Origin of the sequence: Rhodococcus yunnanensis NBRC 103083 (assembly GCF_001895005.1) — a bacterium.
GTDB classification, from domain to species: Bacteria; Actinomycetota; Actinomycetes; order Mycobacteriales; family Mycobacteriaceae; genus Rhodococcoides; species Rhodococcoides yunnanense.
The window spans coordinates 116,682-129,973 of sequence record NZ_BCXH01000007.1; the positions used below are offsets into that span (position 1 = coordinate 116,682).

The window sequence follows — 13,292 nt, forward strand, 5'->3', positions numbered from 1 at the left end:
GCTTGGACTGTTCGGGGTCAACGATCATCGAGACTTTCAGTCGATTTTCCAGTCCAGGAGCTGTCGGCCTCACGACTCAACTGCCGCGCTGACGACCCCTCCCACAAGTAGTCTGAGACGGTCAGTTTCGGCACATCAGGAAGAGCGCAATGAAGCCACCCCCTGGATCCAGCTCCGTGAACCCTGAAACTGGCAGATACGAAGCGAATGGCTGCTACTGGGATGGCGAAACGTGGAAAAGCATAGTAGTACCTCCTGAAACGACCAAGCAAAGTACAAGGCCGTCGGCGAAACAACTTCGCTCCATGCCGGGGATGAATGTGACACCGCCTCCAGGGTCGCATGAAATCAACCCCGAGACGGGTCGGTACGAGGCCTCCGATTGCTACTGGGACGGCCAGAATTGGAAGCAGATTGTCAATCTCGAAATAGCGACCGGCGTCACATCACTGGCGACCAAGCCCCGGCTGATCGCGGCCGCCGTCGCCGTCGCCGCATGTGTGCTCGCGATAGGCATCGTGATCGGTGTCGTATTCACTCCCAACACTCCAGAACCGGCACAATCCCTTCCGTCGACGACGCGCCACAGCACGCCGGTCACCACAGCTTCGTTGAGTCCAGCCGAGCTCGAGGCAGCAAGTGCATCCGCGGCGGCTGCAGCGGCTTCCCAGACGCAAGCTACTGCCGCGGCCCGGGCCAGGGCCGCTGAAGTGGCGTTGGACCAGAACCGACGAGCAATGGAGGCTCAGCAGGCGGCGGCCGATGCACAAGCCGCAAAGTTCGATCGCAGTACCTACGCGATCCTCAACGAGCGTGACTACGGATTGCTTGCCAGGAATCCATCAGCTTCAAAGGGGCAGAAGATTGTCGTGTATGGGTATGTCACACAATTCGATTCGATTACCGGCTCATCCACCTTTCGCGCAGATACAGCAGCGACGCCAGGTTCGAACTGGTACGACTTCGATCTCAACACAATCGTGAACTTCGATCCGAAAATCGGCGCAAACGTCATTGCGAAAGACATAGTCGCACTATATGTCGAGGTCAGCGGAACGACCACCTATAAAACAACACTCGGCGCCAACGAGACCGCACCAGTTTTAACTGCGAATGTGATCGACGTTGTTGGATAGTTCGTCTCCACCCGAAGATACTGGCAGTCCACTGGATTCGAATCGCTGCAACCTGATCCCCGGGAGGTTCAACTCCGGTCGTTGTACATTGACCGCCTGAAGCGTCATCAGCTTCTGTCCTGGTGAACCCGGACCGAGAGTCGGGCCTTCGACCTCGTCCACCATCGTAGGCCGGATACGACCCGGCCAGGGCAAGGGGGATCATGTCGATGGAACTTCGTGCAATCCAGACGTGATGCGGGACGGAAACAAGGGGCCTTCGGACCCAGCCCGATATTTCATTCGCATGAATGAATTCCGGAGTTCAACAAGGACTTCACCTAGGAAGATGAGACAGCCAGCTGTACTGAGCACTGGACCGTAGAAAAGTCTCGGGCATAGTGAACACCGAGGCGTTCCGCGCCGAATCCATCGCCGCAGAGGAGCGCCGAACGAATGAGGGTTGTCTTTTTACATGGTCTCGGCGACGGGGATCCCGAACTCGGCTGGCTGGACGGCCTCAACAGTGGACTGACATCGGCCGGCTTTCCCTCGATCGATCGGGACAGCGTAATCGCCCCTCGATATCGCTCTCATTTCGAGACGGCTGGGATTTCGGCGAAGGTCCCTCCGGTCACATACAAGCCCAAAGACGATTCCGATGCGCGCCTCGCCTTCGAGCGTCGCCAAGCCGCAGTTCAGAGGTTTCTGGGATACGAGGCAGGGGTTGGAACGTTCGGCTATGCCCGGGTTCCCGACGCGCCCGTCACCTTCGTCCAGAATGCCGTCATCAATTCTGTACCCCTACTTGATCTCCCGCATGTCAAGCGGTACATGCTGGACGAGGGTCTGCGCGGCGCAATACTGAAATATGTCCTGGACCACCTTCCTGCCACCGGCGAGATCATCCTTATCGCGCACAGTCTCGGCAGTGTCGTGGCGATCGATCTTCTGGACAATCTCCACCCCGGCTTGCACGTCCGACGGTTCGTAACCATCGGCAGTCCGGCCAGTGCGAAAGCACTCCATGTCAATAGCGACCGCCTCTTGAAGCGCTTTCCGTACGGACGGGTAGACGATTGGTCGAACTTCCTCGACACGGGCGATCCGGTGACCGCAGGACGCGGACTCGCGTCCACCTTCCAGGGCGCTCAGGACTTCACCGTCGACATCGGACACAAGCACGACTCCAAGCTATACCTGGGCCACACCTCGATCGCGAAACTCATTGCTCAGACCCTGTATCCGACCAACTCCGTTGCGTTGCGTGGCGGAGACCTTACTGTGCGCTTGACCGACAACGAGGCCACGGTTCTGTTGTCCCTGCACTTCGCTCACGCAGTCCAGCGTCACATCAAGGACAAGGATGCAGCGGTACGCTACACGGGCGCATTGACCGCCCAGCAGGACGAGATAGTAGCCCAGGCCGAGAGGGACGCAGCCATTCGCGGCACCGGCGTCGCCCAGGAGATTGCACAACTCGCCGGTGACAATCTGCCGCGGCTTCCTCATCGGTGGAAGATGCACGATGCCGTAGGCGAACTCGTCGTTCTAGCACTCACCAATCTGGTCGAACCCTACGAGATCGAGGTCGAGCGCGCGCCCAGAGAGGCGTTGCCGGACATCGCCGTCGAACTCGGTTTCCAGCGATCTACCGGTACGAAGATCGGCAACTCGATCGAAGAGGTACAAACCCACATCGGCCGGAAGAGCGGCGTGCCGTGGGGTCGTGTGCTCACCGCTGCGGCAGGCGTCGCCATCATCGCAGCAGGACCTGTCGGACTTGCATTGGCAGCGCCAGTCGGAGTATTCGGCGCGGCAGCGTTGACTGGCGGACTCGCGGCGCTCGGGCCAGGCGGGATGGTGGGCGGGTTGGCGATGCTGGGCGGATTGGCAGGTACCGGTGCGGCAGTGACGACCTCCGCTGCCACCTTGAGTGGAGGGCCGGTCGAGCCTGTGGCCGACTCCAACGCGCTGGTACTCAGAGTGGCCGCGGAATACGCACGCAAGTCGCTCGATCTACCGTACGACAAAGGCCTCTGGTACAGCATCACCGAGTTGGAGTCGCAACTGTCGGCGCGCATCAACCGGCTTGCCGTGTACAGCGATCCCAAGTCATCCAAGCTGGAGACCCTGAGAGTCGGTCAGCGCACAGTGGCTCTACTGATGGACTTCATGCTCGAAAAGGAGCTCGGACCCACCGAATTCAGCTCGGCGGAAGGCGACACTGATCGTGCCATCGAGAAAGCGTTGAGAACGATGGACGAGAACGCTCGCATGGCGGCATGGAACAGGGACTAATGCGAGTCAGTCCGGAATAGCGGGCATCACGATGACTGATCCATCGTCATTTCGGACGATTTCGATTCGAAGACGAAGTCACGGTTTCTCAGGATCCAGCTGAGCATGCCCGATCGCCTGCTGCCACCGCCATGAACGAGAGGGGTGCGGCAACGGTCACGGCACCACTGGCTCACCTTCTTGTGTTTGGTATGCGATCGGCAAAGATCGACACGGACGGAACAGAACCGTCATCTACTGCGTCCAAGCAGTTGAGGCCTACTTCGACGTTGCAAAGGGATCGTATGGAAGACCTGGAAGTCGCGATTGACCGACTCACCGACACAAGCCAGGAACGACTGCGCCGCGCCTACTGACACGTCAGGTGCGACCTGCAACACCGGAGGAGATCCCATGACCGATGGGACTCTGGAATCCCTACTCACAGAAACGCGGTCAGCAGACTGGGCTACGCGAGAACAAGCCTGCACGGCGGTGGGTGATCTGCTGCCCAATGCCACAATCGAACTGCGTCTTGTGGAAATGCTGCGCGACGACAACCTCGCAGTTCAATCGGCGGCGGCAGAAGTGCTGGTCACTCGTGGGGGTGGACACGGACTGGAGGCGGTGCTACGCGATCTCGGCGAACGCGCGGAAGACCCCGATTCCGACTACATCGCGTACCTTCTGCAGGAATTCCAAGGCCTGCGGGACATGCCAATTCTTCCACAAGGCCGGGCGATAGTGGCCGAAGGTGCCGACAAGTCGGTGAGCGATGGCCTCGCCGGATTGGAGCAGCTATTCGGTCGCGACACATGAGCCCGCCCTGCGACGGTCACCAATCCGCGAGCAGACCGGCCAAATTCTCGCAGCGGTCGCACCGCCATCCATGGAAGCCGGCGTCATCGGGATCGACCACCTCGTAGGTTTGGATTCAAACCTTGAGAGATGTGCACCTGCGAGATTAAGCAGATCGCGTGCGACATGTCATCACGGTCTCGGCGCTTGTTGCGGCCACGAAACTGGCTTACCTCCCAACGGTTTCGGCCATCCGGGCCAGAGAGCACGGAAGCTGCGTGGCGTCGCCACATTCTCGGCGGCCGCGTACCACTCCTCAGCAGTCAGACTGAGCGCTCGGGTTGGGCGTTCGAGAGCTCGACGCGGACCCCTGAGTACATAGACTGCGCCGGCCGCGCAACCCAGCATCAGCGCTCCCCAATACGCGGATACACCCACGTCCCACGCCAACCCCACAAACCCGCATATGATTGTGGCGACGAGGATCGCCGCAACCATTCTGCTACGCAGTTGTATTCGTTGAAACCCACTGAGATGAAGCTGTGTTCGATGCAACTGAACACACCGGTTGTAGTCGGCCTGCAAACGAACGTGAGCTGCACTCATCACTTCGAATTCCTTCAACACCCGACGATGGATGTCACCGTCCACCACGTCACGTTTCTTCGCGTGCAGTGCCGGAGACTCCTTCGACGCTCGCTTGCTCTGTTCATGCTTCTTTCTGAGGGCCGCGGGTCGTGCGCACAGGACATTGCCGGCGCCGGTCGGAGTAACAAATGATGCGGCTGCAGCACGGTCTGCCAGAGTCATGTCTTTTGCATGCCCAATCGCGGTGAAGACCGGCACTGGAGACCGAAGAATCGCCGTTGCAAGCACCAGGTCGTGGAACGGTGACAATGCCGTCAACCTACCCCCACCTCGCGCGACCACTATGAGGTCAGCATCCGAATTCGCATGTCTCGCGATGGCCTTCACCAACGATTCAGCAGCGCCCCTTCCCTCGACACGCACATCGTTGTCCTCGACATAGCTGAAGTCACGGCAGGTATCGAGTTGACGAAGAAGGTCGTCTGCGCCGAACGATCCCCGCGAGGCGATGACGACGATCTTCGAAAGGGTGTCCGGCCACGGAATGTCGATGGCTGAATATCTCACGTGATGCTCGAGGTTGCTCGACATTCGATGTCGGCTTGCGCCCATGCGCGCAAGCTCCTCCCGCCGTGCCTCGTCGGCGCGCGAGAGATTGCCAACTTTCGCGAATTTCGGGCCCACTCGGTTGACGTCGAGAAATAGCTTTCCGGACAGCGGGTCCAGGCGAAGTGACCCTTCGACGGTCACTTCATGCCCTATCGAAATGTGGGTTTCCAAAGAACTGGCACACTGATTTTCGAGATAGTTGGAGATGCGCCTGGCCTGCTTGGGGTGTATTCGGGCCTCGACCGCGCCGGTGCCTGTGTGTTGGTCGGTGCAGAGCGTGAACCGGTACCCTCGACCAGCCTCGTACACATTCCTGCACTCTCCCCGGACGACTGTTCTCGAACTGAGAATGTTCGCGGCTGCAGACGATACCACTGTGGTCGGGTCGACGGCGGGACGCCCTAGAATGCCAGCATTCTCCTCGTGCAAGCGTGCAAGTGTTCGTACGTAGTCGTGTTTGATCCGACTTTCCATCAAGTGCTACCCCCCGGTTGCCGTCTTTCCGGAAAACTTAGCCGAAGCCTCTGACAGGTTGTTCGCTTGGGCGACGGGTGTGGCCGGACATGAGTTCTGCGGGCCAATCACCTGGCCACCCGCGACCGAAGTAGATGACATTGAAGAAACATTTTCAGCTTTGTTCGGTATCGAACAACACAGCCACCGCCTAGCTCACTCCCCTCGCGTCCGGCGGCGATCTGCCTCGGACAAGCCACGGGCCGGAGGCGCTCCGAAAATCTGCGCCCACGTACGACCCTGGTAGCTCGCCACCGAATCGAAGGCGGCCGTGACGCCGACCGTCGTCGACAGGTAGGTCATCGAGTTGTCCCTCGCGAACCCGAGGTCAGCACCGACCTCTACCGGATCCGAGGAACACGAAGTCCCACTCCCATCCGCTACAGTCAGTTGTATCGTGCCGAGCCACCAGGCCGCCCACTCCCCCTCGATCTTCAGGAGGACACCCATGACTATTTCCGACACGAGCACGATCATCGGCAACGGATTCCGGAACGCGGAACTACGCGACCTGGACGCCGCTAGCCTGGCACTCGCCGTGGAGCAGACGACCGGCGTCGACCAGAAGTTGCACGACGCACTGTCGCTTGCAGCACTGGCCCACCGACACCAGACCAGACCGGGCCGAAACGGCACCCTCGATCCATACATCACGCATCCGCTTCGAAACACGCTGCGGCTGGTCGGCTTCGGCTGCTCGGATACCACGGTACTGGCTGCGACTGCTCTGCATGACACGGTCGAAGACCAACCCGAACAACTCGTAGCGCTCCTCGGAGGAGACACATCGGCACCTGTCCGCGACGAGGCGCTACGGCAATTCGCGAGTCATTTCGGAGGGGCCGTCGCGTAGATCGTCGACGCAGTGAGCAACCCACCGAAGCCCGCGAACCTCAGCCCGGCGGAGAAGAACAAGCGCTACGCCGCGCACGGGACCGCAACGATCACCGATCCAGGGGTGTTTCTGGCGAAGGTGTCGGACTTCCTCGACAACGCCGGCAGCCTCGGTGATCTGCGCGACGCCGACAAGCGTAACCGGCTGCGAGGCAAATACGTGCCCCTCGTGCCCGCCTTCGCCGCCGCAGCCGATCGACACTAAACACCCGCCGCCTGACCGCGGACGGACATCACCGCCTGGTGGCGGAGTTACGCACCCTCGCAGACGATCTCGGATCCACTGATTGGGCGCAACGCTCACCGAGGGACAAGAAGGCCTACGTCCATCAACCCACAAGTTGATGTGCACTCAGGTTTTCCACGGAGGGTAATTGCCACTTCCCTGTTTCAATGGGTCCGACTCCCATGGATTCCCGTACAAGTCATAGGGATTGCCCAACAATGCGAGATGGGCAAGTCCCGCCGCGGTGATATCTGCACGAAAGACCTCCGTGAGCGAAAGCTCTCTGTCCGTCGCGTTCAGGACGCCGGGTTCGCCAAGGTACCCGTGAGCAATCCTCTCCATGGCTACGTCGTCGCCGACGTCCCACGGCTCCCAAGTCTTGGTTGTCATCGACCATCCACCGAATCGGAGGTACCCGTGCTCGGCCAGACCCGAGATGACATCGAGAACCGTGTCTCGCAGAAATTCGGTAGGCGAGATGCTGCGAATAAAGTACGCGAACTCCCCCACCGACATCCAGTCGTCGGCCATCGCGGAGAGCAGAAAGTGGTCCAGTCGCTTGTCGCTCATGCTGTGTGCACCTTTTCCTTGTCTCCGCTTGGGTAGTTTATGTCCATCGTCGGTCCGCCCGACCTGCTGCTCTCGCGCAATCTGACCTGAGTGCCGTCGGGAAGCTCAACCACCTGACCGGGGTATCTGGCGTCCTCCACAACCCGCCCCTCTGCCGTCAAGGTATCCCACAGGTCTCTGAGCTGTTGCTCGTTCTCGACCTGCCGAATCGGGGGATTTCGACCAGGTGACGTCGAATCCCCGATGCAGTCCTTGACACTGTTTTCGTCGACCGGTCCAGCGTCTTCGAAGAACGAACGCGGGATAGCACTGTCGATCGTGTCCCACGCGTCGACGCCGAACTCGTCGACGAGCGCAAACAGAATCGCACCTATCGACACGACGCCTGCAGCGATAAGCGCTGAGACTGCGGCATCGACGACGAGAGCCAACCCGATCGCTAGCGGGAGGAATGCCCGCGTGTCCTGCCCTGACTCGAAGCCTTCCAAAGCCCGCGCTACCGAGCGGGCAGCCTCGACATCGCACCGGTTCAACTCGACCACGCGGTGCTCGACTTCGCGACGATGGCGGTCTAGTAGTACTGGAGTTACAGCATCTCCTGAGATCGACCAGCTCTCGTCGACCACACATCCATCCGCCTCTGCAAGCATGACAGCTTGCGCCAGTTCGTCGCGCTTGGCCGTCAACCTCTGGATCTCGCGGAGTACGACCGACTGCAACGATCGCGTTGCACCCGCGGTCTGCTCAATTCGCTTGGATTCGGCATCGGCGCAGCTCAGGGCAGAAGATTGTGCATCACCCCTCCACCCGCCGGACTCATGGAGCGACTCGAGCGCCGTCCGCGGACCGGTTCCGCGTTTGTCCAGAACATCAGCCTGCTCGCGAAGTTCGCCGGCCTCGACTGCGACCGCTTCCGGTGCCCAACCGAGGATCACACTCTTGCCGAGGGTGCTCCTCACTCGTAGGGCTCCCGGAAGTCTCTGCCGAGATGTACGTATTCGTCTGCAGCCCACTCCGCGAGTTCAGCACCGTTGATGCCGCCGGGTCGGTGGTGACCAGGTCCCAGATTCCGTCTCGAACTGCGCGGCTGGCTCCGTGGCACCAACGCCCGAGGCAACCACACCAGCGTCTGCACCGCCGAAGACCCAGTCCCCGAAACTCCGACGGTGTCTTGACCGACTCACCCCTGGGTGTAACGAGCAACATTGCGACAGCGATCGATCGACCATCACCGGCCGAAGGAAGGACCTCAATGTCCACGCTCGCATCTTCTCCGCTAAAGAATGCATGTCGCGCCGCCGTAGTGGGACTCGCGGCCGTCGGAACAATGCTGGCGTCGACGACCGTCGCTGACGCCAGTACTGCTAATCTCACGCCCATCGTCACGCTGGGCCACGGCCTGTCCTCCGATCAGATCGCGCCGTGCATCGGATACATCGACGTTCAAGCCGCGTCCGACTACCCCGCCCCCTATCCGCCCAACTACGTCCGATTCACAACGCATTTCATCGGCATCGCTCAGGCCTGCTCCGTCAGCGGAACGATCGAGTGGCGCAACCTCGACACCGGCGAGTCGGGAAGCAGACAATGGGCGGTCAGCGGCTGGGACGGTCCGAGCGCTCCGACGTTCGCGTCAATCGAACCCGGCGCTGGCCGAGTGAGCCTGAACATCACCACAACCATGCCGCACATCCCAGGGCGCGGGCAGTTCACCGCAGCGTGAATTGTTTCCTGCCCACCAACAAGGTCAGAGCCGGGAATCGATTCGTCGTGAAGGACGACTCCCGACGCGATGCAAACGTCTCGACGGGCAGCAGCTTCCAATCTGTGCGCATCAAGCACTCTCTGTTGACACTGCAGCGGAAATGAGAGACGAAGAGGCTGTTGCAGATGAGTTCAGAACCTACCGGTCCCAGAAATTTAGGTGCGGCCAAGCAATGTACATGCCATTGTCTCAAACGATCACGCCTACCGAGGAACTCGACCGAAAGTGAACCCAAGTGACTGTCGACTACCAACGTTCGCGCGACGACGTGGTCACCTGGCCGACCGATCCGCGTGCCAGGCGAGCCTTGGAGGAATGGTTCAACAAGCTCGACGCTTCCCCGGCTGTACACCCGACTCTCGCGGCCGGTGAACTGGACTTCTCGGGAGCCGATCTTTCCGGGCTCGATATCGGTGATGCCGACTGGGTTTCGGCCACTCTACGAGACAACAGACTGCGTTGGAGACGATGTTCAATAGGTTGGGGAACCCCGCCGACGGCAACTCGCACAGAATCGCAGACGCATACGGACGGGTGATCCTGAAAGATGGCTAGAGCAACACGGTCAGCGGCGCTCGCAGCGGTAGCTGTGGTGCTGGTCGGCTGCGGCGGGCACGACCCCCACCAGACGCGGCCCCGGCGACACCGAATCTCGATCCACCGGTGCAGTACACGACGGAGTGGACCGCGCCCACCGGCATCGATCTGTTCGACCGGTCGGGTGAGCTCGTGCGAGCAGCCGTCGAGGCGGGCGACTACGCGATAGGTTTCGGCGTCGGCAAGTTCGCGGATTACCCGCCTTCCCGGGTACCTGGAGGCAATCGGGGCGCCATACGACGGCGACAGTCACTACACGCCGTACTACTACGCGCGCAGCCCGAAGGAGCCGGAATCCACCACGTGGGCCCAGTACTACCATCTGGCGCAGCTCGGTTCGGATGGCAAGACGGTAGATGCGACGGTATGCGGCTACGGGCTCGGCATCGATTCGACCGAGAATTACAACCTTTCGCCCATCAAGGATGCAATCCACGTGCAACTGTCGACTACCGCGGACAACGCCGAACTTCCTGGGATTCCCGACACCGACGCAATGTCACACGACCGTCGCGCACATTTTCTCCCGAGTTGGAACGTGTTCGGTGATTGGAAGATCGATGAGATGGTGCATGCGGCCTACACCGACGACGAGTCGATCGCGGCGCCGTGTCACGACTGGTGGGCGGCGCAGTTCCCCACCTTCGTTCACAAGGATGCGTCACCGTACCTGTACCCACCCGACGGGTATGTCTTTCCGACGGTCCCCGACAACCACCTGCAGTATCCCGAGTGGATCGGGCCGTCGAATCCGTCCTAGAGCGCGCCGGCCGCGTCGCTCGCTGCTGCCCACCCCCTGCCCTGCACGAGAATTTCGCCGACCGATTCGCCGGATAACTCCAAGATCGAAGCACTGACTCTCACCGATCCCAATAAGCAGGAACGTATTCCGTTGTTGGTGACCGGCGGAGTCCACGCTCGCGAGCGGCCACCACCGAACGCACTGATGGAGCTCGCCGAGAAATTGCTGATCGCACGCACCTCCGGCGTGGACATCGTCTGTCCCGCCTTCACCAGCGCAGGAGTGACCTACAGTGACCCGAACTAACGAATTTCGGCAGCCGAGGTCGCCGGGATTTTCGACAAGTTCGAACTGATTCTGCTGCCGTTGGTCAACCCGGACGGCCGTGACTTCAGCATCCTGGGGACAACACCCGACGATGCGCTGTGGCGCAAGAACCGCCGCGACGTCCGAGTTCCGGGCGACAATCTGCCACCCGACTGCGACGGCACCGATCTCAACCGCAGTTTTCCGATTGCCCTGCATCACAACAAGTTCTACCGGCCGGACGCCGCAGACCGGATGCGTGCCGAGATTCTCGCGTCGGCGGCAGCTGTGAGAGTCTACTGAGATCGAACTCAGGCACCGCGTGATCTGGACGAATCAAGCCTCCCGGATCAACCGCGGTCGTCGAACATGTCCATTTCTCTGGCTCTTCATCGGATGTTTCACTACGTAGGCTCGACACGAAAACTCACGAACCGGTCAGGGGTTCCAACGTGGAAATTTACCCTCTGCCCGGAGAGAGGGGTCCGTCTCCCAGGGATCGCCGTAGACTTCAAAAGGGTTGCCCAGTTCGGCAATTCGTCTCCTGCCAGCGGCAGTAATGCCAGCCTGAAAGACTTCGGTGTCGACGAGTTGCCTGTCAGTTCCGGCCAGTAGGCCAGGCTCACCGTCGAAACCGTTCGCGATCCGGTCCAACGCAACCTCGTTGCTTACCTTCCAAGGCTCCCAAGTTCCAGTGTCCCTCGACCAGCCGCCGTACTCGAGATAGCCCTTCGTTGCGAGTTCGGCGATTACGTCGAGTACCGCCGTGGAGGAGTATCCACTCGGAGTGATCTGCCGCATGAAGAACACGAACGCACCAACCGGCATCCAGTCATCTGAAAGGTCATACAGCAAGAAGTGTTCGAGTCTTTTGTCGATCATGCAGTATGCACCTTCACCCTTCCGCCACCTGGATATCTGATGTCCAGCGTGGCCCCACCCGACTGTCTAGTCCCGCGCATCCGAATCTTCGTCCCGTCAGGGAGTCCGACGACCCTACCTGGATAGTTGGGTTGCTCCACCACCCGCCCTTCCTCTGTCAGCGAGTCCCAGAGGTCACGAATCTGCTGGTCCGTGTCGACCTGCCGAACGTTGGAATTTCGACTCGGAACTGTTGCCGCTCGTATCACCTCTCGCACCCCAGGCTCATCCGCGGGACGCCGAAGGTCTGCGTCGATGCGATCGACGGCTAGGCAGAGGTGTACTCACCCGGCCTCGATGCTGGTGGACAACCGATCCAACTCCCCCTCGCCGAGCACCGCGAGACTCGGTCCAGCTTGGCGAGTCCACTGACCGCGGAACGACGCCGAGCAGCTGCCAGACGCCTGCAAGGACGATGACCGTCGCTGCGGGGGGATCTGTCCTCGGCTCGCCGTCTTCGATCGACGCAACGTCGCTCTGGATCTATTCCTCCTCGGGAACCAACCAGTCATCCGGTGCGTCAAACTCCTTGACAGGAACAAACGGACACTTTGGGGGGGATGACAATGTGGCCGAAAACAATCTGGGAGGCGCTGCAGCTTCCGGCAATTCGGTTACGACGGCATAGTCCGGGGCTGTCGAGGACAAGTAGCGCGAACTCCGCACGCTCACAGAGTGCGGTGTTCATCCCGTTGGTCCAAGACTTCGTCGAGAAGCGGGTCTCCGCGCAGGACTTCGAAACGCGATACTTCCGACTTGTAAGGGAATATCCCGGCAAGCTGGATGCGCGGGTGTCCAAGGCGGTCAACTACTTGTTCTGCGAGGTCGACGCACTCGTCCTCGACGAACGATTGAGCGACCCAGACGACCCAGACCAGATCGACGAGGCGACATTGTGGATGTGCGCGAAGCACGCATTGAGGTCGCTGATACGCGTCGGAGAGGCGGCCGATATCGACGACTCCGTCGAATCATTGTTCACAGCATCGCATTCGGAGGATTGGGACACCCGAGACCGAGCAGCGTTCTTGCTAGCCGCTTGGCTGCCACACCCCGACATCGAACAGCGACTGATCGAGATGCTGCACGACGTTAACATCGCCGTGCAAGTATCTGCGACTGAATCGCTGGTCACCCAAGGTGAACGGTCTGCGATACTGGCGGTGCTGAGAGATTTCGGTGAGCGAATCGACGACCCCGACACCTACAGCATGGCCACCAAGCTCCACGAACTACAAGGATGCGGGAGTGCACCGATCTTGCAACAGGCCAGGGCCATCCTGGCCGAAGGCACAACGCCGTCCGTGGAAGCCGGGATTCGTGAAGTCGAGCGACTCTTCGGCCATCTCCGCTAGTCGTTGGGCTCAT

The 13,292-nt window shown here is 60.5% G+C and carries 14 protein-coding genes and 1 pseudogene; 10 read left to right on the top strand and 5 right to left on the bottom strand.

Annotated elements, in window-relative coordinates; translation table 11 throughout:
* Positions 1 to 176 precede the first annotated feature (176 nt).
* The 3 genes from RY1_RS13670 to RY1_RS13680 all read left to right on the top strand — a co-directional run bounded on the left by RY1_RS13670 (position 177) and on the right by RY1_RS13680 (position 4,214).
* On the top strand, positions 177 to 1,136 hold the full coding sequence (locus RY1_RS13670; RefSeq protein ID WP_139279841.1) for a hypothetical protein: 960 nt from the start codon (positions 177 to 179) through the stop codon (positions 1,134 to 1,136).
* A gap of 435 nt (positions 1,137 to 1,571) precedes the next feature.
* Positions 1,572 to 3,416: an alpha/beta hydrolase family protein gene (locus RY1_RS13675; protein ID WP_072804121.1), complete on the top strand. Its 1,845-nt coding sequence runs from the start codon at positions 1,572 to 1,574 to the stop codon at positions 3,414 to 3,416.
* A 393-nt stretch (positions 3,417 to 3,809) separates the two neighbouring features.
* Positions 3,810 to 4,214, top strand: a complete 405-nt coding sequence (locus tag RY1_RS13680) for a HEAT repeat domain-containing protein (RefSeq protein WP_072804122.1) — start codon at positions 3,810 to 3,812, stop codon at positions 4,212 to 4,214.
* A gap of 171 nt (positions 4,215 to 4,385) precedes the next feature.
* Here RY1_RS13680 and RY1_RS13685 read toward each other — a convergent pair whose 3' ends face one another.
* Together RY1_RS13685 and RY1_RS13690 are read right to left on the bottom strand one after the other, a co-directional pair.
* Positions 4,386 to 5,819 carry an exodeoxyribonuclease VII large subunit gene (locus RY1_RS13685; RefSeq protein ID WP_169914702.1) on the bottom strand — a complete coding sequence of 478 codons (1,434 nt, stop codon included), beginning with the start codon at positions 5,817 to 5,819 and terminating at the stop codon, positions 4,386 to 4,388.
* A 240-nt stretch (positions 5,820 to 6,059) separates the two neighbouring features.
* The gene (locus RY1_RS13690) at positions 6,060 to 6,206 is read right to left on the bottom strand and encodes a hypothetical protein (RefSeq protein WP_174565380.1); all 147 of its coding nucleotides are present in this window, start codon (positions 6,204 to 6,206) and stop codon (positions 6,060 to 6,062) included.
* A gap of 145 nt (positions 6,207 to 6,351) precedes the next feature.
* Here RY1_RS13690 and RY1_RS13695 point away from each other — a divergent pair, with 145 nt between their 5' ends.
* Entirely contained in the window at positions 6,352 to 6,756 is a 405-nt protein-coding gene (locus tag RY1_RS13695) for a bifunctional (p)ppGpp synthetase/guanosine-3',5'-bis(diphosphate) 3'-pyrophosphohydrolase (RefSeq protein WP_072804125.1), read from the top strand.
* Positions 6,757 to 6,768: 12 nt separating this feature from the next.
* On the top strand, positions 6,769 to 7,002 hold the full coding sequence (locus RY1_RS13700) for a hypothetical protein (RefSeq protein ID WP_072804126.1): 234 nt from the start codon (positions 6,769 to 6,771) through the stop codon (positions 7,000 to 7,002).
* Positions 7,003 to 7,149: 147 nt separating this feature from the next.
* Here RY1_RS13700 and RY1_RS13705 read toward each other — a convergent pair whose 3' ends face one another.
* Together RY1_RS13705 and RY1_RS13710 are read right to left on the bottom strand one after the other, a co-directional pair.
* Positions 7,150 to 7,593, bottom strand: coding sequence for a hypothetical protein (locus RY1_RS13705; protein ID WP_072804127.1), 444 nt, complete (start codon positions 7,591 to 7,593; stop codon positions 7,150 to 7,152).
* Positions 7,590 to 8,552 (bottom strand): hypothetical protein, encoded by a 963-nt coding sequence (locus RY1_RS13710; RefSeq protein ID WP_072804128.1) that lies wholly within the window; start codon positions 8,550 to 8,552, stop codon positions 7,590 to 7,592. The genes RY1_RS13705 and RY1_RS13710 overlap by 4 nt, the downstream gene beginning before the upstream one ends.
* Positions 8,553 to 8,845: 293 nt before the next feature.
* Here RY1_RS13710 and RY1_RS13715 point away from each other — a divergent pair, with 293 nt between their 5' ends.
* The 4 genes and pseudogenes from RY1_RS13715 to RY1_RS30605 form a co-directional block, all read left to right on the top strand.
* Positions 8,846 to 9,316, top strand: a complete 471-nt coding sequence (locus tag RY1_RS13715; RefSeq protein ID WP_072804129.1) for a hypothetical protein — start codon at positions 8,846 to 8,848, stop codon at positions 9,314 to 9,316.
* Between the two features lie 277 nt (positions 9,317 to 9,593).
* Positions 9,594 to 9,896 (top strand): hypothetical protein, encoded by a 303-nt coding sequence (locus tag RY1_RS13720; protein WP_072804130.1) that lies wholly within the window; start codon positions 9,594 to 9,596, stop codon positions 9,894 to 9,896.
* Positions 9,897 to 10,391: 495 nt separating this feature from the next.
* A complete protein-coding gene (locus tag RY1_RS29390; RefSeq protein WP_084727414.1) occupies positions 10,392 to 10,715 on the top strand; it encodes a hypothetical protein in 324 nt (107 codons plus the stop codon).
* Positions 10,716 to 10,742: 27 nt separating this feature from the next.
* Positions 10,743 to 11,306, top strand: a pseudogene (locus tag RY1_RS30605) (M14 family zinc carboxypeptidase); the annotation flags it as partial.
* A gap of 135 nt (positions 11,307 to 11,441) precedes the next feature.
* On the opposite strand, the gene RY1_RS13740 reads toward RY1_RS30605, so the two are convergent.
* The gene (locus RY1_RS13740) at positions 11,442 to 11,885 is read right to left on the bottom strand and encodes a hypothetical protein (RefSeq protein ID WP_072804132.1); all 444 of its coding nucleotides are present in this window, start codon (positions 11,883 to 11,885) and stop codon (positions 11,442 to 11,444) included.
* 719 nt (positions 11,886 to 12,604) lie between these two features.
* On the opposite strand from RY1_RS13740, the gene RY1_RS13745 reads away from it, so the two are divergent.
* The gene (locus tag RY1_RS13745; protein WP_072804133.1) at positions 12,605 to 13,279 is read left to right on the top strand and encodes a colicin immunity domain-containing protein; all 675 of its coding nucleotides are present in this window, start codon (positions 12,605 to 12,607) and stop codon (positions 13,277 to 13,279) included.
* Positions 13,280 to 13,292 lie beyond the last annotated feature (13 nt).

Excerpts from the sequence above, each read along its gene's own strand:
- RY1_RS13675 (WP_072804121.1), top strand. The coding sequence starts at position 1,572 with ATGAGGGTTGTCTTTTTACATGGTCTCGGCGACGGGGATCCCGAACTC.
- RY1_RS13680 (WP_072804122.1), top strand. The coding sequence starts at position 3,810 with ATGACCGATGGGACTCTGGAATCCCTACTCACAGAAACGCGGTCAGCA.
- RY1_RS13690 (WP_174565380.1), bottom strand. The coding sequence starts at position 6,206 with ATGACCTACCTGTCGACGACGGTCGGCGTCACGGCCGCCTTCGATTCG.
- RY1_RS13695 (WP_072804125.1), top strand. The coding sequence starts at position 6,352 with ATGACTATTTCCGACACGAGCACGATCATCGGCAACGGATTCCGGAAC.
- RY1_RS13705 (WP_072804127.1), bottom strand. The coding sequence starts at position 7,593 with ATGAGCGACAAGCGACTGGACCACTTTCTGCTCTCCGCGATGGCCGAC.
- RY1_RS13715 (WP_072804129.1), top strand. The coding sequence starts at position 8,846 with ATGTCCACGCTCGCATCTTCTCCGCTAAAGAATGCATGTCGCGCCGCC.
- RY1_RS13740 (WP_072804132.1), bottom strand. The coding sequence starts at position 11,885 with ATGATCGACAAAAGACTCGAACACTTCTTGCTGTATGACCTTTCAGAT.